The sequence below is a fragment of the Adlercreutzia sp. CNCM I-6207 genome (genome assembly GCF_977072305.1).
In genome coordinates this window covers 35,287-61,019 of record NZ_CDRVLZ010000009.1, presented here as the reverse complement: position 1 = coordinate 61,019, position 25,733 = coordinate 35,287, and the positions used below count along the sequence as shown (strand labels likewise).

Annotated in this window: 21 protein-coding genes and 1 tRNA gene; 21 read left to right on the top strand and 1 reads right to left on the bottom strand. The window is 65.4% G+C overall.

From position 1 onward, the window contains the following. Positions 1-211 precede the first annotated feature (211 nt). The 10 genes from ACW4QM_RS06175 (at position 212) to ribF (ending at position 11,373) form a co-directional block, all read left to right on the top strand. On the top strand, positions 212-1,492 hold the full coding sequence (locus ACW4QM_RS06175; RefSeq protein ID WP_455798282.1) for an MFS transporter: 1,281 nt from the start codon (positions 212-214) through the stop codon (positions 1,490-1,492). Positions 1,493-1,670: 178 nt separating this feature from the next. Then, entirely contained in the window at positions 1,671-2,600 is a 930-nt protein-coding gene (locus ACW4QM_RS06170) for a LysR family transcriptional regulator (protein ID WP_455798281.1), read from the top strand. Positions 2,601-2,920: 320 nt separating this feature from the next. Further along, complete coding sequence (locus ACW4QM_RS06165; RefSeq protein ID WP_022739820.1) at positions 2,921-3,394, top strand: ribosome maturation factor RimP; 474 nt, start codon at positions 2,921-2,923, stop codon at positions 3,392-3,394. Positions 3,395-3,410: 16 nt separating this feature from the next. Then, positions 3,411-4,616: a transcription termination factor NusA gene (nusA, locus tag ACW4QM_RS06160; protein ID WP_022739821.1), complete on the top strand. Its 1,206-nt coding sequence runs from the start codon at positions 3,411-3,413 to the stop codon at positions 4,614-4,616. Between the two features lie 13 nt (positions 4,617-4,629). Beyond that, on the top strand, positions 4,630-4,920 hold the full coding sequence (gene rnpM / locus ACW4QM_RS06155) for an RNase P modulator RnpM (RefSeq protein WP_157011536.1): 291 nt from the start codon (positions 4,630-4,632) through the stop codon (positions 4,918-4,920). Between the two features lie 3 nt (positions 4,921-4,923). Next, positions 4,924-7,659, top strand: a complete 2,736-nt coding sequence (gene infB, locus ACW4QM_RS06150; protein WP_302403382.1) for a translation initiation factor IF-2 — start codon at positions 4,924-4,926, stop codon at positions 7,657-7,659. Between the two features lie 392 nt (positions 7,660-8,051). Then, positions 8,052-8,441, top strand: coding sequence for a 30S ribosome-binding factor RbfA (rbfA, locus tag ACW4QM_RS06145; RefSeq protein ID WP_022739824.1), 390 nt, complete (start codon positions 8,052-8,054; stop codon positions 8,439-8,441). A 4-nt stretch (positions 8,442-8,445) separates the two neighbouring features. After that, on the top strand, positions 8,446-9,453 hold the full coding sequence (locus tag ACW4QM_RS06140) for a DHH family phosphoesterase (RefSeq protein ID WP_302403380.1): 1,008 nt from the start codon (positions 8,446-8,448) through the stop codon (positions 9,451-9,453). Continuing rightward, positions 9,450-10,466, top strand: a complete 1,017-nt coding sequence (gene truB / locus ACW4QM_RS06135) for a tRNA pseudouridine(55) synthase TruB (RefSeq protein WP_302403378.1) — start codon at positions 9,450-9,452, stop codon at positions 10,464-10,466. Before ACW4QM_RS06140 ends, truB begins: the two co-directional genes overlap by 4 nt. After that, the gene (gene ribF / locus ACW4QM_RS06130; RefSeq protein ID WP_302403376.1) at positions 10,447-11,373 is read left to right on the top strand and encodes a riboflavin biosynthesis protein RibF; all 927 of its coding nucleotides are present in this window, start codon (positions 10,447-10,449) and stop codon (positions 11,371-11,373) included. Before truB ends, ribF begins: the two co-directional genes overlap by 20 nt. A 26-nt stretch (positions 11,374-11,399) precedes the next feature. Here ribF and ACW4QM_RS06125 read toward each other — a convergent pair whose 3' ends face one another. Beyond that, positions 11,400-13,358 (bottom strand): LTA synthase family protein, encoded by a 1,959-nt coding sequence (locus ACW4QM_RS06125; RefSeq protein WP_455798280.1) that lies wholly within the window; start codon positions 13,356-13,358, stop codon positions 11,400-11,402. 345 nt (positions 13,359-13,703) lie between these two features. On the opposite strand from ACW4QM_RS06125, the gene uvrC reads away from it, so the two are divergent. From uvrC to ACW4QM_RS06070, 11 genes are all read left to right on the top strand, one after another. Beyond that, positions 13,704-15,926 carry an excinuclease ABC subunit UvrC gene (uvrC, locus tag ACW4QM_RS06120; protein WP_302403373.1) on the top strand — a complete coding sequence of 741 codons (2,223 nt, stop codon included), beginning with the start codon at positions 13,704-13,706 and terminating at the stop codon, positions 15,924-15,926. A 30-nt stretch (positions 15,927-15,956) separates the two neighbouring features. Further along, positions 15,957-16,913: an RNase adapter RapZ gene (gene rapZ, locus ACW4QM_RS06115; protein WP_117284623.1), complete on the top strand. Its 957-nt coding sequence runs from the start codon at positions 15,957-15,959 to the stop codon at positions 16,911-16,913. A gap of 3 nt (positions 16,914-16,916) precedes the next feature. Continuing rightward, positions 16,917-18,074 (top strand): gluconeogenesis factor YvcK family protein, encoded by a 1,158-nt coding sequence (locus tag ACW4QM_RS06110; protein ID WP_455798279.1) that lies wholly within the window; start codon positions 16,917-16,919, stop codon positions 18,072-18,074. 3 nt (positions 18,075-18,077) lie between these two features. Then, entirely contained in the window at positions 18,078-19,016 is a 939-nt protein-coding gene (gene whiA / locus ACW4QM_RS06105) for a DNA-binding protein WhiA (RefSeq protein ID WP_302403369.1), read from the top strand. Positions 19,017-19,281: 265 nt separating this feature from the next. Then, positions 19,282-20,292 carry a type I glyceraldehyde-3-phosphate dehydrogenase gene (gap, locus tag ACW4QM_RS06100; RefSeq protein ID WP_022739833.1) on the top strand — a complete coding sequence of 337 codons (1,011 nt, stop codon included), beginning with the start codon at positions 19,282-19,284 and terminating at the stop codon, positions 20,290-20,292. Between the two features lie 230 nt (positions 20,293-20,522). Beyond that, entirely contained in the window at positions 20,523-21,710 is a 1,188-nt protein-coding gene (locus tag ACW4QM_RS06095; protein WP_157011549.1) for a phosphoglycerate kinase, read from the top strand. Between the two features lie 12 nt (positions 21,711-21,722). Next, positions 21,723-22,493 carry a triose-phosphate isomerase gene (gene tpiA / locus ACW4QM_RS06090; RefSeq protein ID WP_022739835.1) on the top strand — a complete coding sequence of 257 codons (771 nt, stop codon included), beginning with the start codon at positions 21,723-21,725 and terminating at the stop codon, positions 22,491-22,493. Further along, positions 22,494-24,074: a 2,3-bisphosphoglycerate-independent phosphoglycerate mutase gene (gpmI, locus tag ACW4QM_RS06085; protein ID WP_157011551.1), complete on the top strand. Its 1,581-nt coding sequence runs from the start codon at positions 22,494-22,496 to the stop codon at positions 24,072-24,074. Between the two features lie 106 nt (positions 24,075-24,180). After that, positions 24,181-24,435 (top strand): preprotein translocase subunit SecG, encoded by a 255-nt coding sequence (gene secG / locus ACW4QM_RS06080; RefSeq protein ID WP_022739837.1) that lies wholly within the window; start codon positions 24,181-24,183, stop codon positions 24,433-24,435. A gap of 63 nt (positions 24,436-24,498) precedes the next feature. After that, positions 24,499-24,587, top strand: a tRNA-Leu gene (locus tag ACW4QM_RS06075). A 206-nt stretch (positions 24,588-24,793) separates the two neighbouring features. Continuing rightward, entirely contained in the window at positions 24,794-25,696 is a 903-nt protein-coding gene (locus tag ACW4QM_RS06070; RefSeq protein ID WP_418914741.1) for a cation diffusion facilitator family transporter, read from the top strand. Positions 25,697-25,733: the final 37 nt, after the last annotated feature.

Below are 25,733 nucleotides of genomic sequence, written 5' to 3'. Positions count from 1 at the left end.
ATCATAAATCCTTTCAATATTAGGACAAATTAACTGAATCTGTCCTATTTTTGCAAAGATTATGGGACAAAGCATCCCTTTTTGACCATCCTCAAGGGAATCGTTCTACGGTACAAATACGATAGCGGCGAAAGATCGCCGTCCACGGCTCACGCCAACAGGGGTTCGACGTTTGCGCAAGAGTAGAAGAAATCGATAGAGGAGGTTTACCTTGAGTGGGACCGCTACCAAAGAGAAGCTGACCGTGCGTCACCTTCTCGTCGTTCTGACGGGCATCATGATCACGTTCGGATGCTCGGCTCTATGCTTCTCCACCTGGGGCCTGTTCCAGCCGGTCGTGGCTGAGGGCCTGGGCGTGGAGGTCACCGCCTTCGCCATGTACGTCACCGTTATGTACCTGACCATGACCATCGCCTCGCCGTTTGCGGGCAAGCTGCTGCAGACCATGGACATCCGCATCCTTTTGTCCGTCTCCGCCGCGCTCGTGGGCTGCGCCTTCTTGCTGATGAGCTTCTCGAACACCATCGTGCTGTTCTACGTGGCCGCCGTCATGCTGGGCTTGGGCGAGATCACCATCCTGTGGCTGGCCATTCCCACGCTCATCAACCGCTGGTTCGTGGAGCGCGCCGGCTTCTTCATCGGGTTGTGCATGGCCTTCACCGGCATCGGCGGCGCCATCTGGTCCGCCGTGTTCACCGCGCTGACCGCCTCGGGCGTCGACTTCCACACGATTTACCTCATCTGGGGCGTCATCGCGCTCGTCACGAGTCTGCCCTTCACGCTGTTCTGCGTGCGCAACTCTCCCGAGGACTGCGGGCTGGCCCCCTACGGCGCCTCCATGCAGAAGGCGGCCTCGGGCGCTGAGGTGGCCGCGAAGCCCGCGGGCCTGTCTGCCGGCTTCGTCATGAAGACCCCGATGTTCTACGCCATCTGCGTCTTCGCCGGCCTCATCAACATCGCCATCCTCATCGCCATGCAGTTCCCCACCTACACCAAGTCGCTCACCGACGTGGCCTTCGACGTGGCCGTGGTCGGCGGCGTCATGACCTCGGTCATGATGGTGGGCCAGGCCATCTTCAAGGTGGTGCTGGGCGCGGCGGCCGACAAGAACGCCAAGGGCGCCCTCATCTTCGCCTTCGCCGCTGGCGTTGCGGGCATCCTGCTGTGCTGGTTCGGCACCTTCTCCGAGTACGTGATGTACGTGGGCGCCTTCATCTTCGGCGGCTGCTACGCCACCGCCGTGGTGCTCGTGCCGGTCATCTGCCGCCAGTCCTTCGGCACCCGTGAGTACTCGGTCATCTACTCTCGCGTCTCCACGGTGTTCAACCTCATCGCCGCCTTCGCCGCTATGATCTGGGCGTGGCTCGGCTCGTCGTTCGGCTTCACCGTCGAGTTCATCGTGGCGCTCGCCATGCTCGTGGTCATCCTGCTGCTCGGCCTGTACATCTTCAAGGCTGCTGCCGGCTACAAGAAGGACTGGACGACCGAATAGTCGGGTCCCTCATACCGCTGGCGGGCTCAAAGGGATAAGCGGGGAGTGGAGACTCCCCGCTTTTCGCACTTATAGGAAATCTCTATGAGCCAAGCCAAGCCTGATAAACTACGATCAAGAGAGAAACGCGCAATCTGAGATCGGGCCGAACGCATGCCCTTTGCCTTAGGGGGAAACCATGAACCTCTCTCAGCTGAACTACTTCAAGAAGCTCGCCGAGGTGCTTCACTACACGCGAGCGGCGCAGGAGCTGTTCATCACCCAACCGACCCTCTCGGGGGCTATTTCGTCCTTGGAGAAGGAGCTGGGCGCTCCCTTGTTCGAGCGCAACGGCCGCTCAGTGCTCCTCACCCCCTACGGCGAGGTGTTCTACGAGCACGTGTGCCTCGCCCTGCGCGCCATCGACGACGGCGTGGCGGCCGTGGGCGCGCGCTCTTCGGCCTCGTTCGGCACCGTGAACCTCGGCACCACCTTCACCACCCAGGACCACTACCTGCCGAGCCTCATCCGCGACTTCGAGGAGGCCTTCGACAAGCGGGTCATCGTGAAGGTGTTCCAGGGATTCACCAACTACCTCACCGAGCAGCTGCACCGGGGCACGCTGGATGTGGCCTTCTGCGGCAAGCGCGACAACGAGCCCGACATCGCGTATTTCCCGGTGAAGCACTGCGAGCTGGCCCTCTACGTGCGCGACGACCATCCGCTGGCGTCCCGCGAAACGATCACCTTCGGCGAACTGAACGACGTGGATCTGCACACCTACCGCCGCGGCACCCCCATCGGCGAGCGCGTGGCGAAGATGCTGGAGGAGGCCGACGTGCGGGGCGCCTCCTTGGGCTACGACGACGATGTGTCCATGGGGTCGTTCCTCTCCTACAACGGCGGCAACGCCGGAGCGCTTATGCTGGACTCGCTGGGCGCCCAGCTGTTCAGCAACCTGCACCAGGTGCGCGTCGAGGGCGTCCCGGAGCACTTCTACACGGTGTACATGGCCTATCACAAGAAGCACGTGCACTCGCGGGCCGTCACCGACTTCATCGACTTCGTCAAGGCCTACCCGGGCAACGACCTCATCGGCCAGGTGCTGCCCGAGGCGGCGGGCGAGTAGGGGCGCCGGGCCCGATCGGCCGAGGCGGGCGCGCGGCGGACGTTTGGGTGTCTGGTCGTCCGACCGTCGGAGCCGCCCGACCGCCCAGGCCGCCTGACTGCCGTCTGTGGTCATTTTGCGCCGTATGCGGCCACTTGTTGCGGGAGGCTGGCAAAGCGCGACCCGTTGTGGTATAAATACGACTGCTGTGCAGATCGGCTGCACGGACATACTTTCGCTTCTGGAGAAAGTGGGACTTTTCCCGCTTTCTTTTGTTGTAGGGGGCTTTTTGCGGCCCGGAAAGTATGGGAGCGTAGGCAACGGAAAAGGAGGCAGACGAGGTGCTGACGGCCAAGGAGAAATCGCTTCTTTCCGCCCTGGAGCCCCGAGCGGCCTCCGAGGGCGTCGAGATCGTCACGCTGGAGATCGTCGGCTCGAAGAAGGCGCCGACCATCCGCGTCTACATCGATGCGGCCGGCGGCATCAGCTTCGACGAGCTGGCCCGCACTCAGGCCTGGGTCGGGGACGTCATGGACGAGCTGGACCCGTTCCCCGGGGCCTACATGCTGGAGGTGTCCTCTCCGGGCATCGACCGGCCGCTGCGCACGCCGGAGCATTTCGCGCGCTTCGCCGGCGAGACGGTGACGGTGAAGACGACCGGCCCCATCGACGGCCGCAGCTCGTTTACCGGCGAGCTTCTCGGCTTTGAGGACGGCTGCGTCATGGTGGCCGCAGACGGCGCCGGCACCTTCCGCATTCCGTACGACAACATCAAAAAGGCCCGCGTTAAGGGCACCATCGACTTCAGCGCCTAGGGAAAGGATTAGATACGTGGCAACTTCAGAACTGATCGAGGCCTTGCAGGCACTGGCCCACGAGCGCAAGATCGACGAGTTCTACCTCATCGAGCGCTTGGAGCAGTCCCTGGCGAAGAGCTACGAGCGCATCCTCGATCTGGAATGGGACGCGCGCGTGACCATCGACCGCCAGACCGGCAAGATCTACGTCTACGAGCTCGTGCCCGTGGGCGAGCCCGACGAGGAGACCGGCGAGTACAGCGAGTTCGAGGAGCGCGACGTTACCCCCGACGACGTGAGCCGCATCGCCGCCCAGAACGCCAAGGGCGTCATCTCATCGCTCGTGCGCGAGGCCGGGCGCCAGTCCATCTACGACGAGTTCCGCGGCCGCGTGGGCGATTTGGTCACGGGCACCGTGCTGCAGGGCACGCCGGACTTCACCATCATCAAGATCCGCGAGGGCGTCGAGGCGGAGCTGCCCCATTACGACGCCAAGCGCAACCCGGGCGAGCGCAACGAGCGCCCGGCCAACGAGCACTACCGCCACAACCAGCGCTTGAAAGTGCTCATCATCGAGGTGCGCAACCCCAACGCCGACGCGCCCCGCGCCCGCGGCGAGCAGGCGCGTCCGGCCATCGTCGTCTCCCGCACCCACCCCGACCTCATCCGCCGTCTCTTCGAGATCGAGGTGCCGGAGATTTACGAGGGGGTCGTGGAGATCAAGTCCGTGGCCCGCGAGCCCGGCGCCCGTTCCAAGGTGGCCGTGTTCTCCCGCGAGGCGAACCTGGATCCGGTGGGCGCCTGCGTGGGGCCGAAGGGCTCCCGCGTCCGCATGGTGGTCGAGGAGCTGCGCAACGAGCGCGTCGACGTCATCCAGTGGAGCCCCGACCCGGCGGTCTACGTGGCCAACGCCCTGTCGCCGGCGAAGGTGAGCCACGTGAGCATCGACGAGGACAACAACTACGCCACGGTCATCGTGCCCGACGACCAGCTGTCGCTGGCCATCGGCAAGGAGGGGCAGAACGCTCGCTTGGCCGCCCGCCTCACCGGCTGGCACATCGACATCAAGCCCCAGAGCTTCCAGGGCGCGTCTTTGGTCGATGTCGAGATGGACGACGAGGTGGAGGAGGACGACGGCTTCTGCATCTTCGTCGACGAGGACGGCAACCGCTGCCGCAACCACGCCCGACCGAACAGCCAGTACTGCGGCGTCCATGCCGATGCCGAGGCAGAGGCCTAAGGGGTAGAACCTGATGGCAGCACAGACGACAAAGCGCCAGCGCACCTGCATCGGCTGCGGCGCGACCCTTGGGAAGGGCGCGCTTCACCGCATCGTGCGCAACGGCGAGGGCCTTGTGAGCTTCGACCCTACGGGCCGCCTCGCCGGCCGTGGCGCCTACGTCTGCTCTGAGGACTGCCTCGCCGCGGCGAGAAAGACTAGGAAGCTTGAGCGCGCCCTGCGCTGCAAAGTGACCGACGAAGATTACGAGCGCGTTCTTCGCGAGCTTGCCCTCGCCGAGGCACCGGGAAAGAATGAGGAGTGATATATGGCCAGCATGCGCGTACACGAGTTGGCGAAGGAATTCGATATGTCGAGCGGGGATCTGCTCGATCGTTTGAAAGAGATGAAGATACCGGCGAAGTCCCATGCGAGCATGCTCAACGACGCCTACGTTGACAAGATTCGCAAGAACCTGGAGCCGGAGATCCGCGCCCGCGCCGGCGCCCTCGAGGCCGAGGAGGCCGCGGCGCTGGCCGCCGAGCAGGAGGAGGCCGAGCGCAAGCGCGCCGAGGAGGAGGCCGAGCGCAAGGCCGCGCGCGAGAAGGAGCTCGCCGAGCGCGAGGCCGCCCGCGCCCGCCGCGAGGGATCGCGCTCCGACGACGACGCCGAGGGCGAGGAGCACCCGGCGCGCAAGCAGGCGCCCAAGCAGCCCTCCGCCTTCGCGAGCCTCGAGCAGCAGATCGCCTCGGAGAAGGAGCGCGTCGAGCGCGAGCGCCAGGAGGCCCGGGCCCGCGCCCGTGCCGAGAAGGCGGCCGCCGAGGTGGCGAAGAAGCGCGCCGTGGAAGAGGCCCTGCGCCGCGGCCACAAGAAGCCCGCGAAGGTCGCGCCCGCCCCGGCGCCGGCCCGTCCGGCTCCGGCTCCCGCGCCGTCCCGTCCCAAGAACAACTTCGACTCGCTGCTCTCGCAGATCGAGGCCGAGAAGCAGCGCATGGAGGCGGCCAAGAGCGCCCAGGCCGACACCCGCGCCCCCCGCGGCGGCAAGAAGGGCAAGAAGGGCGGGGCTCACCAGGTGGTGCCCGAGCTCGAGGCCCAGATGACCGCCGGCGAGGATCGCTATGCCCAGATGGCCGTGCAGGCCGAGAAGCTGCAGCGCGACAAGGTGCTCGCCGAGGCCCGCGCGGCCGTGGCCGCGGCCAACACCCACGAGGGGGAGGGCCGCCGCAAGAAGCGCAAGGAGAAGCGCGAGGCCGAGGCCCGCGAGCGCGCCGAGCTCGAGGCCATCGAGCGCGGGCTGGACCCGACGCTGGTGCTGGACGACTCCGTGGTGGAGATCCCGCAGGGCGCGTCGGTGGCCAAGTTCGCCGAGCTTCTGGGCGTGCAGCCCAACGACGTCATCAAGCGCCTGTTCATGCTCGGCCAGGTGCTCACGCTCACCCAGACCATGAGCGACGAGACTATGGAGCTCATCGCTGACGACATGGGTCGCAAGGTGCGCGTCGTGTCGCCGGAGGAGGAGTACGCCGTGGTGTACAACGACTCCGAGGCCGATTTGAAGCCGCGTCCCCCCGTGGTCACCGTCATGGGCCACGTCGACCACGGCAAGACCTCGCTTCTGGACGCCATCCGCGATACAGGCGTGGTGGCCAGCGAGGCCGGCGGCATCACCCAGCACATCGGTGCGTCGGTGGTGAACATCGGCGACCGCCAGATCACCTTCATCGACACCCCGGGCCATGAGGCCTTCACCGCCATGCGCGCCCGCGGCGCCCAGGTCACCGACGTCATCGTGCTCGTGGTGGCCGCCGACGACGGCGTCATGCCGCAGACCATCGAGGCCATCAACCACGCCAAGGCCGCCGAGGTACCCATCGTCGTGGCCGTGAACAAGATCGACAAGCCCGGCGCCAACCCCGACCGCGTGCGCCAGGAGCTCACCGAGTACGGCGTCATCCCCGAGGAGTGGGGCGGCTCCAACATGTTCGTCGAGGTGTCGGCCAAGAAGAAGCTGCACATCGACGACTTGCTGGAGACCATCATCCTGCAGGCCGACGTGCTGGAGCTGAAGGCCAACCCGGACGCTTCGGCCTCCGGCTTCGTCATCGAGGCGAACCTGGACAAGGGCCGGGGCCCCGTGGCCACGGTGCTCATCCAGCGCGGCACCCTGCACACCGGCGACGTCGTGGTGGCCGGCACGAGCTACGGCCGCGTGCGCGCTCTGGTGAACCCGCGCGGCGAGCACGTCGCCGAGGCGAAGCCCGCCGACCCGGTGGAGATCCTGGGCCTGAACTCGGTGCCCACCGCAGGCGACGAGTTCCGCGTCTTCGAGGACGAGCGCGACGCCCGCAAGCTGGCCGAGGAGCGCGCGCTGCGCGCCCGCCTGGCCGCCCAGGAGACCAAGAGCCACATGAGCCTGGACGACCTGTTCAGTCGCATCGAGGACGGCAAGACCACCGATCTGAACCTCATCGTGAAGGCCGACGTCCAGGGCTCCATCGAGGCTCTGCGCGACGCCTTCGACAAGATGGACCAGTCCGAGGTGCGCATCAACATCGTGCACTCGGCCGTGGGCGGCATCACCGAGACCGACGTCACCCTGGCCGCCGCCTCCGACGCCATCATCATCGGCTTCAACGTCCGTCCCACGGGCAAGAGCCGCCAGCAGGCCGAGAAGGAGAAGGTGGACATCCGCCTGTACCGCGTCATCTATCAGGCCATCGAGGATATCAACGCCGCGCGCGTGGGTCTTCTGTCGCCGGATATCGTGGAAGAGGACACCGGCATCGCCGAGGTGCGCGAGACCTTCAAGGTGCCGAAGGTGGGCACCATCGCCGGCTGCTACGTCGTGGAAGGCGAGATCCACCGCGACGACAAGGTGCGCATCGTGCGCGACGGCACGGTCATCTTCGAGGGCCACATGGCGTCGCTGCGCCGCTTCAAGGACGACGTGAAGTCTGTGAAGCAGGGCTACGAGTGCGGCATCGGCATCGAGAAGTTCCAGGACCTGAAGGTGGGCGACACCATCGAGGGCTACCAGGTGAAAGAGGTCGAGCGCACGGAGTAACTTGCGCCGTCCGGCACGAGCTGCGGGGCATGCCCCCGTGCTCAAACAGCATTGAAGTGCAGGGCTCCTTGAGGGCCGGGGCACGTCCTTATGCACTTCAATGAACTGCGCGCGGGGACACGCCCCGCATCTTGCGCCTACTCAACTAAGGTTGAGCGAAGCGGGATGCGGGGTATTGCTCACCAAGCGAGTTCCGCAGCGAACGAAACAGGACTAAATGTCCTGTTTCGCCGAGCGAGGACTGTCTGAGCGACTGAGCGGTACCCCGCAGCCCGCCCCGGGGGAGTTCCAACTTAAACAATTTCGCATACGTTGCATTGTCGATGGGTGCGAAGCGGGGGCATTCCCTATACTGAAGTTATCTTATCCGCCTCGATTGAGGAGATGACGTCATGAAGCAGAGCGCTTCCAACCGCAAGGTCAACGAGCAGGCCCGCGAGGTGATCGCGAGCATCCTTTTGTTCGATGTGTCCGACCCGCGCCTCCATCTGGTCACCATCACCGGCTGCGAGGTCAGCTACGACCGTTCCGTCTGCAACGTCTACTACACCACCGATCCCGAGCGCTACGCCGGGGCTCAGGCTGCCTTCGAGGCCGCTGCGGGCCATATCCGCTCGCTCATGGCGAAGAAGCTCTCCTGGCGCGTGGCGCCGGAGCTGCGCTTCTACGTGGACACGTCCGTCGATCAGGCCGAGGCCATCTCCCAGGCGCTGAATTCCGAGCGCGAGCATCAGGAGAAGCGCATCGAGGAAGAAACCATCGGAGAGGATCGGGAGTACTAGTTTCATGACGGTGACGCCCCAGACCAACACGACGCTTTCCGAGATCGCCTCCGCGCTCGCCGAGTGCGACCACTTCGTCATCGGAGGCCATGTGAGCCCTGACGGCGACTGCCTTGGTTCGGCGCTGGGGCTCGCCTGGGCCTTGCGCCAGCTGGGCAAACAGGTCACGTGCGTGCTTGCCCGCGATGAGGAGCCGCCGAGCGATCTCATGTTTTTGCCCGGGGCCGACGGGCTCGTTCCCGCCGCGCGCTTCGAAGGGCCCTGCGAGTGCTTCATCGCCGTGGACGTGCCCACGCCGGAGCGGCTCGGCGATGGGGCGCGCCTTCACGAGGCGGCGCCCTTCACGGTCACCGTGGATCATCATGCGGTGCCCCGGGCCATGAGCGACCTCAGCTACACCGATCCGAACGCCGCCTCCACGTCGCTGCTCATCTGGGAGCTGGCGGCGCTTTTGGGCGCCGACCGCGAGCGCATCATCGCCACCTGCTGCTACACCGGCCTCATGACCGACACCGGCCGCTTCCAGCACGGCAACACCGACGCTGCCGCGTTCGAGGGGGCGTGCGAAATGGTGGCCGCTGGTGCACGGCCTGGGGAGATCGCCCGGGAGTTCTATCAGAACCGCAGTCTCGCCTCCATCGAGCTTGAGGGGCGCACCGTGAGTCATATGTGCTTGTCCGGCGACGGCGAGGCGGTGCTCTCGTGGCTCTCGCTCGCCGATTTCGTCGAGTGCGGTGCCGTGAAGGCCGATGCCGAGCCCATGATCGATCTTCTGCGCTCCTTGCGCGGCGTGCGCGTTGCCTGCATGCTGCGGGAGCAGGACGGAGAGGTGCGCGGCAGCTTCCGTTCCAAGGACGACACCGACGTGGCCGCCATCGCCGGCGAGTTCGGCGGCGGCGGACATAAAGCCGCGGCCGGATTCACCATTCACGATGATTTGCGCGGGGCCGTGGAGACCGTCGCGCGCCGTTTGGGCATCGAGAGCCCGACCTTGCCGGAGGAGCGCCTGTGAAGCGGGGGACGACCGATCTGTGCCTCGTGCTGGCCGTGGACAAGCCGAGCGGCATGACCTCCCACGATGTGGTGAGCCGCGCCCGGTGCATCTTCGGCGAGAAGCGCATCGGGCACACGGGCACCTTAGATCCGCTCGCCTCGGGGGTGCTGCCCCTGTGCGTGGGGCCGGCCACCCGGCTCGACCAGTTCCTCACCGGCCACGACAAGTCCTACGTGGTCTCGGTCGTCTTCGGCGCCGCTACCGATACCGACGACTGCGACGGTGAGGTCATCCGCACGGGCGTTGTGCCCGATGAGGTGTTCGACCCGTTCTTCGCCAGCGTTTTCGTGGGCGGTTTGGTGGGGAAGTCCAAGCAGCTGCCGCCGGTGTACTCGGCCATCAAGGTGGGGGGAACCAAGGCCTGCGATGCGGCTCGCAAGGGGCGCGTTATCGATCTGGCGCCGCGCGACATCGAGGTGTACTCCGCCGAGCTTCTGGGCATCGGGGGCGCCGACGGCACGGAACTGGCCCGCTGGGACATCGCCTTCAAGGTGTCGAAGGGCACCTATATTCGCGCGCTCGCCCGCGACATCGGCAACAGCCTAGGGTGCCCCGCCCATGTGGGGGCGCTGCGCCGCACGGCGGCCGGTGCGATCGGCATCGCCGACTGCGTGACGCTGGAGGTCTTGGAGGAGATGGGGGAGCGCGCCGCCCTGGATCCGCTGAAGGTGCTCGGCATGCGCTTCATCTACCTCGACGATGCCGCCGCGGCGCGGGTGCGCAACGGCAACCCGCTGGACGGGCGCGCCGTGGAGCTCTTCGAGCGCCGCAGCGTCGATCCGGCGGCGGAGCTGTGCGCCTGCACGGCCGGGGTGCGCCCAAGCTGCGAGCCGCCGCAAAATGGCGAGGTCGTGGCCCTTGTGGCCGATAACCGCATCGTGGCATTATATGAGTATCATGTCGACAAGGGGCGTTTTGCCCCCCGATGCGTGTTTCCGATAGGAGTTTCCCGTGGCTGCAGTGATCTCTAGGAACGATCCCGCCTTCGACGAGGCCCTGCTCGATCGCGCCTCGGTGGCCTTCGGCGTCTTCGACGGCGTCCACGAGGGGCACCGCTTCATCATCGGCGAGGCGGTAAACACGGCCCGCGAAGAGGGGCGCGCGAGCGCCGTCATCACCTTCGACATCGATCCCGACGAGGTGTTCGCGGCTGATCGGCTGAAGAAGCTCATGACCAACGAGGCGCGCATCGCCAAGCTGGCCGAGCTGGATGTGGACGCGGTCGTGGTGCTGCCGTTCTCCCGCGAGTTCGCGGCCCAGAGCCCCGAGGACTTCCTCGACGCCTGCTTCGGCGGCGGCGTGCCGAGCCACATCCACATCGGCAGCGACTTCCATTTCGGTCGCAAGGCCGCGGGCAATGTGGAGAGCTTGCGTGTGTGGGGCGCCGAGCGCGGCATGGAGGTGCACGGCCATGAGCTGGTGGCCGAGGGCGGCCGACCCGTGACGGCCACGCGCATCCGCGGCCTTCTGTCCGAGGGCCGGGCCCGCGAGGCGGCCGACCTTCTGGGGCGCCCCTACGAGCTTTCGGGTCTCGTGCGCCCGGGCCGCGGCGAGGGCCGCGACTTCGGCTTCGCCACGGCGAATTTGGAGGTGCCTCCCATGCTTCTCGCCGTCGGCGAGGGGGTGTACGCCTGCTATGCCGTAGTGGAAGGCGCCCGCTACAAGGCGGCCGTGAACGTGGGCGTTCCCGCTACCTTCGCCGACACGGCCAAGGAGAACATCGAGGTGCACCTCCTCGATTTCGATGATAACATCTACGGCCAGGACATCGAGGTGGAGTTCATCGAATGGCTGCGCCCCATGCGCGCCTTCGAGAGCACCGACGAGCTCATCGCCACCGTCCAGTCCAACATAGCCTGGGTACGCGAGAATCTGTAGCGAAATCGGGTCGAGTCGGGGCGAACCTATCGGTTCGAGCGGTCTTTGAAGAGCTGGTCGTACTGGACGATGGCGTAGGACTTCAGGGCGTCCTCGGCCTTCTGCTGGGCGTCGGTTTCAACGGCCTCGCCGAACCAGTGCCACGTTCCCTCGGCATCCCGGTATCCGTTCAGGTTCACGGCGGGCAGCGCCTGGCGCAGAGCCGATCGGTACAGGGCGCGGGAGTCGCGGGGCAGCCCCGTCGCATCCAGAAGCAGGCTTGAAAGATAGTTCAAGCTCGTGACATCGGCGTTCTCGATGCGCGCGAGCGTACCCCCGTACTTCCCGCGGGCCGCAGCGTTCGCCCAGATGAAATAAGGCGTCCGGTAGCGCGCCTGCACCTCTTCCAAACTGGCGCTCTCCACGGGCTTGCCGAAGGTTTCCTCGAAGAGCCAGTCGGCGAAGCCGGGTTGGTGGTCGCCGAAGAACGCGACGATGGTGGGCTCGTTCCGCGCGTTCAGCTCGTCCACGAGCCAGCGCAGATCCTCATCCGAGCGCCGGATGGCCGCCAGAAACTCGTCCACCTCGGGGTTTTCCACCTCGTCCGATTCCAGATGCACGGCATCGGCGGCGGGAACGAGTCCCGTGTCGTAGCCGCCGTGGTTCTGAATGGTGACGTCGAAGACGAACTGGGGCCCCTCTCCCTCGTCGATCTTCTCCAGCACGCGCTCGTAGGTGGCGCGGTCCGTGACGAGGTCGCGGAAGGTGTCGGCGTCTTCCATGGTGGTGATGTCGTCGAACGTGTTGAATCCGAGCTGCTCGTAGATGCGGTCGCGCCGCCAGTTGGCCGCCTCGGCCGGGTGAATCGCGTGGGTGCCGTACCCCAGACCGCGGAAGTAGGAGGCGAGGTTGTCCACCCCTTCCAAATCGTAGAGCACATAGGGGTACACGCCGCCGCCCATGTTGCCCATGGAGGCGCCGGTGAGGAACTCGAACTCGCTGTTGCAGGTGCCCCCGCCCATGGCCGAGACGTACACGTCGCCCGCGGCCAGGGAATCGTCGGCCACCTCGTGGAAGAACGTCGGCGCGGCGTTTGTTCCCTCAAGGCCGGGGTATTCGGAGAGATCGGAGAACGTCTCGTTCATGATGGCGATGACGTTGGGCCCGTCGTAGGGGAGTGCTTCGGGCTGTTCCGGCGCTGCATCGCCAGTGGTGGGCGCCGCTGAGTTTTGGTTGCCCGTTGTGTCGGGCGAGGGGGACTCTGCCACCGTGCCGTCCGTTCCCGTCAGCGGATCCTCGGCGTAGGGGGCCAGGATGGCGTCCACGGCCTCGGCGGAGTAGCCCTCCGGAGGCTTGGGCGTCAGCTCTTGGGCCCGCGAGAGGAAGCAGAGCGCGGTGCCCTGGGTGGCGTAGGAGCCGCGCACATCCCATACGTCCACGGTTACGTCGCAGTCGCTCTTGATGTCGATGGCTTGGTACTGCATGGCGCCGAGGCACACCAGGAGGGCCGCCGCCAGCATGTTGGCGGCAATGTCCCAGCGGACGCGCTTTCGTTGGGGGCACAGCTTCGCCAGGGCGATGCAATAGGCGGCGAACAGCGCCCAGCAGAACATGAGGCGACCGGTGAGAAACAGGCTGTAACCACCGGCCACGGAGGCGGCGGTGCCGAGGGCGAACAGATCCGCCGGCACGATGGGCTGCCCCTTGAAGGTAATGATGAAGAAGTTGGCGGTGCCCCACAGCAGGCAAAAGCCCGTGAAGACGGCCAGCGATGCGCGGGTGCGCTGTCCTGCCAGAAACACGATGGCGCAGCCCAAACCCAAGATGAGCAGGTTGTCTACGACGTAGCGCTGTGGGATGGCGAAGACGCCGTCGTTCCACGGCAGCTCGAGGAGCAGGAAGCCTAAAACGACGGCGAGTGCGAAGAAGGCCCCGCGCCGCAGCGCATCCGTCGCTCGCGAACGGCCAGTGGCGTCCAAGCTGGTTTCAGTTCGTTCCCTATTCAAAAGACCCTCCGGTTCAAATGCAAAAAAACAACTTACCACGGTCGAGGCTGCTTTACTTTGGGCGTCGCGAAACGTCCCGCCTGTCTTGGGAAAATCTCCATGGCGATTTGAGCCATGATTTTCGAGTTGTTAGCATTGCGAATGGCGTTCTGTGGCTCAATCAGCTCCATGAGAAGGCAGAAATTATCGCTAAGCGAATAACTGATGAGGCGAATTCCTCCAGTGGCGGCCGAGGAACGCTGTAAGCGATCCCTTCGATGCTAACAACTCGAATTTTTTGGCGAAAACGTGGGTGAAGAATTGTCCGAGAAGACAAGGGGACGGCCCTGCGGGTATACTGCACCCATGAGTAAAGAACGAATTTCCTGGGAAAACGAATACCCCGATGAGTTGGAGCGCGAGAGTCGCATGAGGCCGACGCTCGCCCGTGCCGTGCGCGACCATGAAGCCGCGGGCAACGCTGTTGACGAGGCCGTCGCGGAGGCAGTCTGGGCGGACGGCGAAGGCGAGGCGGCCGCCATGGACGTCGTCGACGACGCGCCCGCCATGGGAGCGGTCGACGAGGCAGCCGTCGCGGAAGCCGTGGGCGAAGGCGGTCGCGCCAAGTCCGGCCGCCCCCGCGAGACCCAGCAGCAGAAGCTCGCGCGCATCAAGCGCGAGCTGGAAGCAGTGCCCACCGAGCCCGGCGTGTACCTGTGGAAAGACGCCGCCGGCGAGGTCATCTACGTCGGCAAGGCCAAGCAGCTGCGGGCGCGCATGCGCCAGTACGTGAACTTCCAGGACGATCGCGCGAAGATTCCCTTGCTCGTGGAGGCCATCGACTCCTTCGACTACCTCGTCGTCGACAACGAGCACGAGGCGCTCGTGCTGGAGAAGAACCTCATCAACCAGTACAGCCCGTTTTTCAACGCGGACTTCAAGGACAACAAGAGCTACCCCTTCATCGCGCTCACCAAAGGCGATGTGTTCCCGGCCATCAAGTACACCCGCGAGAAACACAAGTCCGACACGAAGTACTTCGGTCCTTTCACCGACGCCCGCGCCGCCCGGGAGATGATCGACATCGCCCGGCGCGTGGTGCCCCTATGCGCCGCCACCTGCGCCGACTGGCGGGGGCTTACGCGCGCGCTGGAGAAGGACTCGCTTGCCTTCCTGAAGCGCGACGCCAGACCCTGCTTCGACTGCCACGTGGGGCTGGGCCCCGGCGCCTGCTGCGGGGCCGTCACGCCCGAGGAGTACGCCCAGAACGTGCGGCGCATCGAGCGCTTCCTGGCCGGCAACCACCGCGAGTTCGTCGACGAGCTGACGGCGGAAATGCAGGAGGCCGCCGCCGAGCTCGACTTCGAGCGGGCGGGACGGCTGAAGGCGCGCATCGACACCATCAACTCGCTTGCCGACAAGCAGCACGCCGTGTCCTCCCGCGACCTGTCCGCCGACGTCGTCGGGTTCTTCCGCGAGGAGACCGTGGCCGGGGTGAACGTGCTCGTCATCCGCGAGGGCCGCATCGTGAACGCCAACGAGTTCATCTTGAACCGCGGCACCGACGTGCCCGACCAGGACCTGCTGCGCAACTTCCTCATGCGCTACTACGACACCACCACCTCCATCCCGCGCGAGGTGATCGTGCGCGCGTTGCCCGAGGACGCAGAGGTCATGGGGGAGTGGCTCACGGGCAAGCTCGATTCGGCTCATGGCGCCAAGGTGCGCTTCACCGCGCCGCAGAAGGGGGAGAAGGCCGATCTTCTGACCATGGCCGAGACCAACGCGCGGCATACGCTCATGCGCTACAAGGTGCGCACGAACTACGATGACAAGCGCATCAACAACGCCCTTCTGCAGCTGGAGAGCGCCCTGGCCTTGGACGCGCCGCCCATGCGCATCGAGTGCTTCGACATCTCCACCATCCACGGCTCCTACACCGTGGCCTCCATGGTGGTGTTCACCGGTGGCAAGCCGGACAAGAACCAGTACCGCCGCTTCAAGATAAAGACGCCGCTCGACGAGGCCAACGACTTCCTCTCCATGCAGGAGGTGATGCGGCGCCGTTATGCTCCGGAGCGCTTGAACGACGAGCGCTTCGGCAGCAAGCCGGACCTCATCATCCTGGACGGCGGAAAGCCGCAGCTGACGGCGGCGCTCGCCATGTTCGAGGAGATGGGGATCGACGACATCGCCATTTGTGGTCTGGCCAAGCGCGACGAGGAGCTGTTCGTGCCCTGGCAGGACACGGGGCCGGTGGTGCTTCCCTCAGGCTCGGCGTCGCTGTACCTGGTGAAGCAGGTGCGCGACGAGGCCCACCGCTTCGCCATCACCTTCCACCGCGAGCTGCGCGGCAAGGGCATGACGGCGAGCATTCTGGACGACGTGGCGGGACTGGGTCCCGTGCGGAAGAAGGCGCTGATGAAGCACTTCAAGTCGTTCAAGAACCTGAAGGCCGCGAGCCTCGAGGAAATCAAGGCCGCCAAGGTCATCCCCGAAGAGGTGGCCGAGGAGCTGGTGCGCGTTCTCGCGCAGTATAATGAGCGGAAAGAAGAGAAGGAAGAACAGCTGGCGGAAGACGCTTCTTAGGGAAAGGAGGCCTGTGTGGCCGAGGAGATAATGGAAGAAGACCAGATGCCCGACTTCGTCATCGTGACGGGCATGTCCGGCGCCGGGCGCACGGAAGCCATGCACGTCTTCGAGGACTTGGGCTACTACTGCGTGGACAACTTGCCCTCGAGCCTGCTCGCCGATCTCGTGCGCGTGAACGAGAGCACCGAGCACGAGGGCGGACGGCGGCGCCTGGCCGTGGTCTGCGACTCGCGCAACGGCGATTTCTTCGGCGATCTGGAGGCCGAGCTTTCCTCCATGCAAGAGGCCGGCGTCTCCTACAAGACGCTGTTCCTCGATGCCGCCGACGACAAGCTCATCGCCCGTTACAAGTCGAGCCGCCGCCGGCATCCGCTGTGCACCGACGGCACCACCATTTGGCAGGGCATCCAGCGCGAGCGGCTCATGCTCATGGGCCTTCGCGACCGCGCCGACTACGTCATCGACACCACCGATATGCTGCCCCAGAAGCTGCGCAGCACCATCCGGGGGCTCTTCGCCACGGGCAGCGAGCGCAAGGGACTCGCGGTCACCGTGTACTCCTTCGGCTTCAAGCACGGCGCTCCCTACGACGCCGACCTCGTCATGGACGTGCGCTTCTTGCCGAATCCCTATTACGATCCGGAGCTGCGGCCGCTGACGGGGCTGGACGCCCCGGTGCGCGACTTCGTGCGCATGCGCGAGGAGACCATCGAGTTCGAGCAGAAATGGCACGACCTTTTGGACGTCGTCATGCCGGGGTACGTCGCCGAGGGCAAGCAGCAGCTGGCCATCGGCGTGGGCTGTACCGGCGGCCAGCACCGGTCGGTGGCGCTTGCCGAGGCCACGGGCGACTACCTGAAGTCGAAGGGCTATCGGGTGAGCGTGGCCCATCGCGATCTGCGTCTGGCCGAGCGCGGTCACGACGTGCAGCGCGAGAGCGACAACGTGCTGGACGCCCGCGCCGGCGGCGGAAAGGAAGCGTAGAAGGTGGCCGGCATAAAGAAGAGCACCGAGGCCTTCCGCGTCGATCCGGCGGCCACGGCGGCGTTCTCGGCCCTGCGCAGCGCGCTTCCGAACCTGCGGCCTTTGGATGAGGACGCCCGTGCGCTGAAGGCGGTGGTCATCGGCGGGGGCACCGGCGCTCCCGTCTCCATCCGGACGCTGCTCTCCTTGGGCGTGCAGACGAGCGCCGTCGTGGCCATGGCCGATGACGGCGGCAGCACCGGCGTTCTGCGCGAGGAGGCCGACGTCACGCCGCCCGGCGACATCCGCAAGTGCCTCGTGGCCTTCGCGAAGGATCCCGCCGACCCGCTTGTGCGGGCGCTCAAGTACCGGTTCGCCGTGGCCCGCGACCATGCTCTGGGCAACCTCCTTCTGGCCGCGCTGGAAGATGCGACGGGGTCGTTTCCCGAGGCCATCGCCATCTGCGAGAAGCTGGTGGACGCCCAGGGGCATGTGTATCCCTCGACGCTCGACCATGTGGTGCTGTCGGCCCAGACCCAAGACGGGCGCATTCTGGACGGTCAGGCCGTGGCCTGCCATTCCAAGACGGCGCTTGCGCAGGTGTGGCTCTCCGCCGAGGACGGCCGGCCGCCGCGCCCTTACGAGCCGGCGCTTCAGGCCATCCTCGAGGCCGACCTCATCGTGCTGGGCCCGGGGTCGCTGTTCACCTCCATCATTCCGAACCTGCTCATCCCCGGCGTCGTCGAGGCCATCCGCGCCTCTCGGGGCCGCGTGCTATTCGTGTGCGCCCTGGCCGACGTGCAGGGGGAGACGTGGGGGCTGACGGCCCGCGAGCACTTCGAGGCGCTGGCGGCCCACGGTATGGAAGGCCTCATCGACTACATGCTCGTGCACTCGAAGGTGCCCCTGCGCGCGGAAAGTCCCGCCACGGGCAGCTTCGCGGCCATCTCCGGGGCCGAGCTGGAGCACGCCTCCACGAGTGATTTGAACGACGACCAGCTCATCAAGGGGGTGCGTCCCATCTCCATCTCCTATGCCGATATGCTCGCCATCCAGTCCCGCGGCCCCATCGTCATCAGCCGCAACCTGGTGGACGCCGAGCAGCCCACGTGGCACTCGCCCTTCGCGCTGCGCGATGCCTTCCAGAACGTCATCAAGCTCTCGCGGGCGCGCCGGAGCTAGGCTATGTCGTTCACGTCCGAGGTGAAAGACGAGCTGGCCCGGGTCATGCCCGCCTGTCCGCAGTGCGAGAAGGCGACGCTCGCGGCGCTGGTGCGCATCGAGGGGACGCTCTTCGTGAGCGGACCTGCCCGCTACCGGGTGGAGATCGCCACGGACGCGCCGGCCTCGGCGCGGCTCGTCGTGCGGCTTCTGCACGGCATCTATTCGTTGAAGACGAACCTCACCATGCGCCGTTCGGTGCTGCACAAGACGCCGAACTACCTCATCGAGGTGCCTGCCCAGCCCCATCTGGCCGACGCTTTGCGCGACATGGGGGTGCTCTCGGCCGAGGGCGGCCTGGAGATGGGAATCAAGGAATCGCTGGTGGCCAAGCCCTGCTGCGCGGCGGCCTATTTGCGCGGCGCTTTTCTGGGCAGCGGCTTCATCTCGAACCCCAAAAGCGACTTCCACTTCGAGATCACCGTGGAATCCGAGGCGCTGGCCGAGGGGCTCGTGGAGCTCATGGCCCGCAAGGACATCACGGCCCGCATCATGGCGCGGCGCAGCTCGTACATGGTCTATCTGAAGAGCGGCAACGCCATCACGGAGTTCCTCGCCTTCACCGGCGCCCACCAAGCGGCGCTTTCCATGGAGGAGGAGCGCGTCGTGAAGTCGGTGCGCAACGACGTGAACCGCCAGATCAACGCCGAGCTGGCCAACCAGCAGAAGGCCTCGAACGCCGCCGTGGAGCAGATTTACGCCATCCGGCGCGTGGTGGAGCACTACGGCATGGAGGACCTGCCCCCGGCGCTGCAGGAGTTCATCCGCCTGCGGGTCACCTACCCCGAGGCATCGCTGAAGGAGCTCGGTGAGCGGGCGACGCCGCCCCTCTCCAAGAGCGCTGTCTACCACCGCGTCCGCCGTCTCGAGTCGATGGCCGCCGAGCTGGACGCGGGGGAGTAGCGCCGCCAACCCCATCGAGGTGGTAAACGGCTTCTCTAGCTTCTCCCTTGTGCCGTATTTCCTCCAGTAAGTTGTGCCCGAGTCAATTTACTGGAGGAAATAGGCGGCAAGTTGTTGCGCTCGCTTTTGTGCAGGCGGGACGGTTTTCGGGGCCGTCGGCTTTATCGTGGTGGGAATCGCTTAGCTTCGTAGTAAACTTGTGAGAGGCCTAACAGCTGATACGTGCCCATCGGGCTTCGCGAGTATCTTGTGAAAGGAGATACGCATGACAACCAAGGTAGGCATCAACGGATTCGGTCGCATCGGACGCCTCGTCTTCCGCGCCATGGCTGACGATCCCGAGGTCGAGGTGATCGCCGTCAACGATCTGGGCGACAAAGCCACCGCTGCTCACCTGCTGAAGTACGACTCCATCCACGGCATCCGCAATTTCGATATCGAAGTGACGGATGACGGCTTGGTGGTGGATGGCAAGCACGTGACCATGCTTTCCGACCGCGATCCGGCGAACCTGCCCTGGGGCGAGCTGGGTGTGGATGTGGTCGTAGAGGCCACCGGCATCTTCAAGACCGGCGAGCTGGCGCAGAAGCACCTGGATGCCGGCGCGAAGAAGGTCGTCATCACCTGCCCGGCCAAGGACGAGGACATCACCATCGTCATGGGCGTCAACGACGACCAGTACGACCCCGAGGTGCACAACATCATCTCGAATGCCTCCTGCACCACCAACTGCCTGGCTCCCTTCGCCAAGGTGCTGCTGGAGAACTTCGGCATCAAGCGCGGCTACATGAACACCATTCACTCCTACACCAACGACCAGAAGATCCTCGATCTTCCCCATAAGGATCTGCGCCGCGCCCGCGCTGCCGCCGTGTCCATGATCCCCACCACCACCGGTGCCGCCCGCGCCGTGTCCCTCGTGCTCCCCGAGCTCAAGGGCCGTCTCGACGGCTTCGCCACCCGCGTTCCCACCCCCGACGGCTCCATGGTCGACCTTACGGTGGAGCTGGAGAAGTCGGTGACCGCCGAGGAGATCAACGCCGCCATGAAGGCCGCGGCCGAGGGCCCCTTGAAGGGCATCCTGGAGTACACCGAGGATCCCATCGTGTCCATCGACATCGTGGGCAACGACCACTCCTCCATCTTCGACTCGCAGCTGACCATGGTGCTCGGCGGCGAGGGCAACTTCGTGAAGTGCGTCTCCTGGTACGACAACGAGTGGGGCTATTCCAACCGCGTGAAGGATCTTGTTAAAATTCTTCTTCCGGAGGAATAAGAATTTTAATCAAGATCGCCGACGCTGCGGTTCCGACAGGCACCTGGCCTTGCCCCTTGTTTGGGGCACGGCGCGGCACGAAGGCCGCTTGGCCCCAAGGCGGGGCAATTCCAGGCACCTGTCGAAACCTCGCTGACTTCCTTGGGCGAACCAGTGAGGCAAAATAATTAGTATTTTGAGAATCCCGGTTCCCTTAATGAGCCGGGTTTTCTCTTTGGGAAAGGAACGACATGGCGGATATCAAGACCATTGATGACGAGAATTTCGCGGGCAAGAAGGTGCTCGTGCGCGTCGACTTCAACGCGCCGGTGGATGCCGATGGCAACGTGACCGACGACACGCGCATCCGCGCGGCGCTGCCCACCATCAACAAGCTCATCGGCGACGGCGCCCGGGTGATCCTCACGAGCCACCGCGGTCGCCCGGCGGGGGAGGGCTTCGAGGAGTCCTTCAGCCTGGGCCCCATCGCGCGCCGTTTGCAGGAGCTGCTCGGCCGCGACATCGTGCTCTCGCGCGAGCTTATCGGACCTGCGGCTCAGGAAGCCGTCGACGCGCTGGAAGACGGTGACGTGCTGCTGCTGGAGAACATCCGCTTCGACAAGCGCGAGAAGAAGAACGACCCCGAGTTTGCCCGTGCCTTGGCAGACCTCGCCGATGCCTACGTGAACGACGCCTTCGGCACCGCGCACCGCGCCCATGCCTCCACAGCCGGTGTTGCGGCTTATCTGCCCTCCTATGCCGGCTATCTCATGGAGCGCGAGGTGGCCACGCTCACGGGCATGCTCGACGAGCCGCGCCGCCCCTTCGTCGCCATTCTCGGCGGCTCGAAGGTCTCCGACAAGATCAAGGTCATCGACGCGCTGCTGGAGAAGGCCGACACCCTCATCATCGGCGGCGGCATGTGCTTCACGTTCCTGGCGGCCCAGGGCAAATCCGTGGGCACCTCGCTCATGGAGGCCGATTGGGTCGAGCGCGCCGGCGACATGATGAAGAAGGCCGCCGACCGCGGCGTGTCGCTGCTGCTTCCCGTGGACGTCGTGTGCGCCGATGCCTTCGCGAACGACGCCAACCTCGCCACCGTCTCGGTGGACGAGATTCCCGACGACATGATGGGCCTCGATATCGGCCCGGAGACGGCCGAGCTGTACGCCGAGGCCATCGGCATGGCCAAGAGCGTCTTCTGGAACGGCCCCATGGGCGTCTTCGAGATGCCCTCCTTCGAGGCCGGCACCCGGGCGGTGGCCGAGGCCGTGGCCGCCAACGAGGAGGCTGACACCATCATCGGCGGCGGCGACTCGGTGGCCGCGGTGAACCAGTTCGACCTGGCTGACAAGATGACCTTCATCTCCACGGGCGGCGGTGCCTCCATGGAGCTCGTCCAGGGCGAGGCGCTCCCCGGCGTCGAGGCCCTTCGCTAGAAAGGAAGCAATATGCCCCGCAAGAACCTCATTGCCGGCAACTGGAAGATGAACAACACCATCCCCGAGGCCGTGGTGCTCGCTCAGGAGATCTCCAACCGCATGGAGCGCGACTGGCTCGAGCTGGTGGACGTGGCCGTCTGCCCGCCGTTTGTGGATCTCAAGCCTGTGAAGAGCGTCTTCGAGTTCGACCGCGTGGATATCGCCGTGGGCGCCCAGAACGTCTACTGGGAGCCCAAGGGCGCGTTTACCGGCGAGATTTCCATCGCCATGATCAAGAACATCGGCTGCGCCTTCTGCATCGTCGGCCATTCCGAGCGCCGCAATCTGTTCGGCGAGACCAACGAGGAAGTGAATTTGAAGGCCCGCGCGCTCATCGAGGCCGACATCACCCCCATCATCTGCGTGGGCGAGTCGCTGTCCGTGCGCGACGGGGGCACCTACCTCGATTTCGTCACGGCCCAGGTGCGCGCGGCCTATGCCGGCATGGACGCGGCCGACGCCGCCCGTACCGTTGTGGCCTACGAGCCGGTGTGGGCCATCGGCACGGGTCGCACGGCCACGCCCGAGCAGGCCGAGGAGGTCTGCGCCGCCATCCGCGCCACCGTGTCGGACATGTTCGGCGCTGAGGTGGCCGAGAACCTGCGCGTGCTCTACGGCGGCTCGATGAACGAGGGGAACGCGGCGCTGCTCCTCGCCGAGCCCGACATCGATGGCGGCCTTATCGGCGGTGCGGCGCTCAAGGCCGATTCGTTTATCCAGATCGTGAAGGAAGCCTGCTAAATGGAACGACCTGTTGTGGCGCCGGCCCGCGAAGAGCTGCGCCTTCCCGCCTGTCTCATCATCATGGACGGCTTCGGCCTGGCCGAGCCGGGCCCCGGCAACGCCATCTCGCTGGCCGCAACACCGGTGCTCGACCGCCTGTTCGCCGAGGCGCCCACCACGCGCCTGGCGGCCTCCGGCGAGGCCGTGGGCCTGCCCGAGGGGCAGATGGGCAACTCGGAGGTAGGGCATTTGAACATCGGTGCGGGGCGCGTGGTGTTCCAGGAGCTCACGCGCATCAACCGCGCCTGCCGCGACGGATCGATCGCCGTAAATCCGGAGATCGTCGCGGCCTTCGAGACGGCCAAGAAGCAGGGAGCCGCGCTGCATCTCATGGGATTGCTCTCCGACGGCGGCGTGCACTCCTCCAACGAGCACCTCTACGCGCTCGTGGACGCCGCCGTGGCGGCCGGGGTGCCGCGCATCATGGTGCACTGCTTCATGGACGGCCGCGACGTGCCGCCCGCCAGTGGGGCCGGTTATATGGCCGAGCTCGTAGATCATCTGGAGCGGGCTGCGTCGAAGGCCCCGGCTGGCGCGCCCTGCGAGATTTCCATCGCCTCCGTGGAGGGCCGCTACTACGCCATGGATCGCGATAATCGCTGGGAACGCGTGGAGCGAGCCTACGATGCCGTCGTCTGCGCCGAGCCCTTCCGCGACCTGGCTGCCGTGGCTGCCATGGAGGCCTCCTACGGAAGCGAGGTGACCGACGAGTTCGTCGAGCCGGTGGCCCTGGATGCCCGCGGTATGCGCGACGGGGATGCCGTCATCTTCTTCAACTTCCGCCCCGACCGCGCCCGCGAGATCACCCGCGCCATCACCGATCCAGCCTTCGCCGGCTTTGAACGCAAGACGTGGCCGAGCGTGCATTTCGTGTGCCTCACGGAGTACGACCCGGACATTCCAGCGGCTGTGGCGTTCCCTAAGGAGTTCCCGGAAAACGTGCTGGCCGATGTGCTGGCTGACGCGGGACTTGCCCAGTACCACATCGCCGAGACGGAGAAGTACGCCCATGTCACCTTCTTCTTGAATGGCGGTCGCGAGGCCGAGAAGGCGGGGGAGAGCCGATGCCTCATCGCGAGCCCCAAGGTAGCCACCTACGATCTGCAGCCGGAGATGAGCGAGCCCGAAGTGGCCGACACCCTGGCAGCGGCCATTGACGCCGATGAGGCCGATGTGTACATCGTGAACTTTGCCAATTGCGACATGGTGGGACATACCGGCGTCGTGGACGCGGCCCGCGCGGCTGTAGAGGCGGTGGATGCCGGCGTGGGGCGCGTGCTCGCCGCTATCGAGCGCAAGGGCGGCGTGGCGCTGGTCACGGCTGACCACGGCAACGCCGACAAGATGATTGCCGAGGACGGCGGCGCGTTCACCGCGCACACCACCAACCCGGTGCCGCTCGTGCTCGTGGACGCGAGCGGGTCGGGCCTCGCCCTTTCCGGCGCAGAAGGGTGCCTGGCCGACATCGCGCCCACGCTGCTGGCGATGATCGGCCTGCCGCAGCCGTCCGAGATGACCGGCGAGAGCCTTCTGGCTTGAAATCGTTTCGATGCCGCCGCGTGACCCTTGAAGGCGCCGGCGGCATCGGCTATACTAGTCAACTTGCGTACGCAAAACACTGGAAACGTAAAGGAAGCGTGACACGTTGAATCCCCTGGTAATCGTCTTCTTGGTTCTGCTGGTTCTGTCCGGCGTCGGCCTTATCATCTTCATTCTCATGCATTCGGGCAAGGGCACGGGCATCTCGGACATGATCGCGAGCTCCATGTATTCTACCCAGACGGGCACGAGCATCATCGAGAAGAACCTCGACCGCATCACCATCGGCTGCGCTATCGTGTTCCTGCTTTCGCTGGTGGTTCTCATGATCATTTACCCCCACGGAACCATTACCCAGTAATTGGAAATTTCTTCTTGCATCGCGCGGGAGTTCTGTTAGAATAATCGTCGCTGCAAAAAGCATGTCGGAGTGGTGGAACGGCAGACACGCTAGCTTGAGGTGCTAGTGCCCATATACCGGGTGTGCGGGTTCAAATCCCGCCTCCGACACCATCGATCACAAAAGGGCCCGTAGGGCCCTTTTTTGATGCCGATGCTGCGGATCCGACAGGCACCTGATCTGGCCCCTTGTTTTGGGCTCGGCGCGGCACGAAGGCCGCTTGGCCCAAAGGCGGGGCCATATCAGGCCCCTGTCGGCCCCTCGCTGACTTCCTTGGGCGTTCGGGGGAGTCGCACTTGGTCCAATTAAGGAGTGAATGATGGAGACAGGCAAAGAGAAAACAGCTCATGGGCGGCAGGTGGAGAGGGTTCTTTGGATCGTTCTCGTCTTGAACCTGGTGGTGGCCGCCTCCAAGTACTTCTACGGTCTGGCGTCGGGGTCGGCCTCCATGCAGGCCGATGGCATCCACTCGGTATTCGACTCGCTGGGCAACGTCATCGGGCTTGTCGGCATCAGCTTGGCGGCGCGTCCTGCCGACGCGGGGCACCCTTACGGCCATTCCAAGTTCGAGACCTACGGTTCGCTCGCCATCGGTGTGCTGCTCCTCTTCGCTGCCTTCGAAGTAGGCTCCTCGGCTGTGGAGAAGCTGGTCGCCGGCACCTACACGGCTCAGGTGACGCCCGTGTCCTTCATCGTCATGGTGGGAACCCTCGTGGTGAACCTGTTCGTGACCGTGTACGAGCGCCGTGCGGGCAAGCGGCTCAAGAGCGAGATCCTCGCGGCTGATGCGGCTCACACGCTCTCCGACGCTTTCGTCTCCATCGGCGTCATCGTCGGCCTCGGCTTCGTCGTGGCCGGGTTCCCCATGGCCGATCCCATCATGGCGCTGCTCGTGACCGTGGCCATCCTCGCCTCGGCAGTGGGCGTGTTCCGCACGGGGCTGCGCACCCTTTCCGACCACGCGCGCATTCCCGCCGCCGACATCGCCCGCGTGGCGGAGAAGGTGAATGGCGTGCGGTCGATCCATGCCGTGCGCACCCGGGGCACCGAGGCCGAGGTCTACTGCGATCTGCACGTGCTCGTCGATCCGCAGATGACGGTGCTTGCCGCCCATGACCTGGGAGACGAGGTGGAAGGTGTCGTGGCCGCGGCCTTCCCTCAAATCAAGGAAGTGCTCGTGCATATCGAGCCGGATACGGCCGCCGAGCGCGCCGAGGGCTAGCGCAAAAAAGCCGCCGTCCGATTTCGCGGGCGGCGGC

Excerpts from the sequence above, each read along its gene's own strand:
- ACW4QM_RS06170 (WP_455798281.1), top strand. The coding sequence starts at position 1,671 with ATGAACCTCTCTCAGCTGAACTACTTCAAGAAGCTCGCCGAGGTGCTT.
- rnpM (WP_157011536.1), top strand. The coding sequence starts at position 4,630 with ATGGCAGCACAGACGACAAAGCGCCAGCGCACCTGCATCGGCTGCGGC.
- infB (WP_302403382.1), top strand. The coding sequence starts at position 4,924 with ATGGCCAGCATGCGCGTACACGAGTTGGCGAAGGAATTCGATATGTCG.
- rbfA (WP_022739824.1), top strand. The coding sequence starts at position 8,052 with ATGAAGCAGAGCGCTTCCAACCGCAAGGTCAACGAGCAGGCCCGCGAG.
- ACW4QM_RS06140 (WP_302403380.1), top strand. The coding sequence starts at position 8,446 with ATGACGGTGACGCCCCAGACCAACACGACGCTTTCCGAGATCGCCTCC.
- uvrC (WP_302403373.1), top strand. The coding sequence starts at position 13,704 with ATGAGTAAAGAACGAATTTCCTGGGAAAACGAATACCCCGATGAGTTG.
- rapZ (WP_117284623.1), top strand. The coding sequence starts at position 15,957 with ATGGAAGAAGACCAGATGCCCGACTTCGTCATCGTGACGGGCATGTCC.
- whiA (WP_302403369.1), top strand. The coding sequence starts at position 18,078 with ATGTCGTTCACGTCCGAGGTGAAAGACGAGCTGGCCCGGGTCATGCCC.
- gap (WP_022739833.1), top strand. The coding sequence starts at position 19,282 with ATGACAACCAAGGTAGGCATCAACGGATTCGGTCGCATCGGACGCCTC.
- ACW4QM_RS06095 (WP_157011549.1), top strand. The coding sequence starts at position 20,523 with ATGGCGGATATCAAGACCATTGATGACGAGAATTTCGCGGGCAAGAAG.
- tpiA (WP_022739835.1), top strand. The coding sequence starts at position 21,723 with ATGCCCCGCAAGAACCTCATTGCCGGCAACTGGAAGATGAACAACACC.
- gpmI (WP_157011551.1), top strand. The coding sequence starts at position 22,494 with ATGGAACGACCTGTTGTGGCGCCGGCCCGCGAAGAGCTGCGCCTTCCC.
- ACW4QM_RS06070 (WP_418914741.1), top strand. The coding sequence starts at position 24,794 with ATGGAGACAGGCAAAGAGAAAACAGCTCATGGGCGGCAGGTGGAGAGG.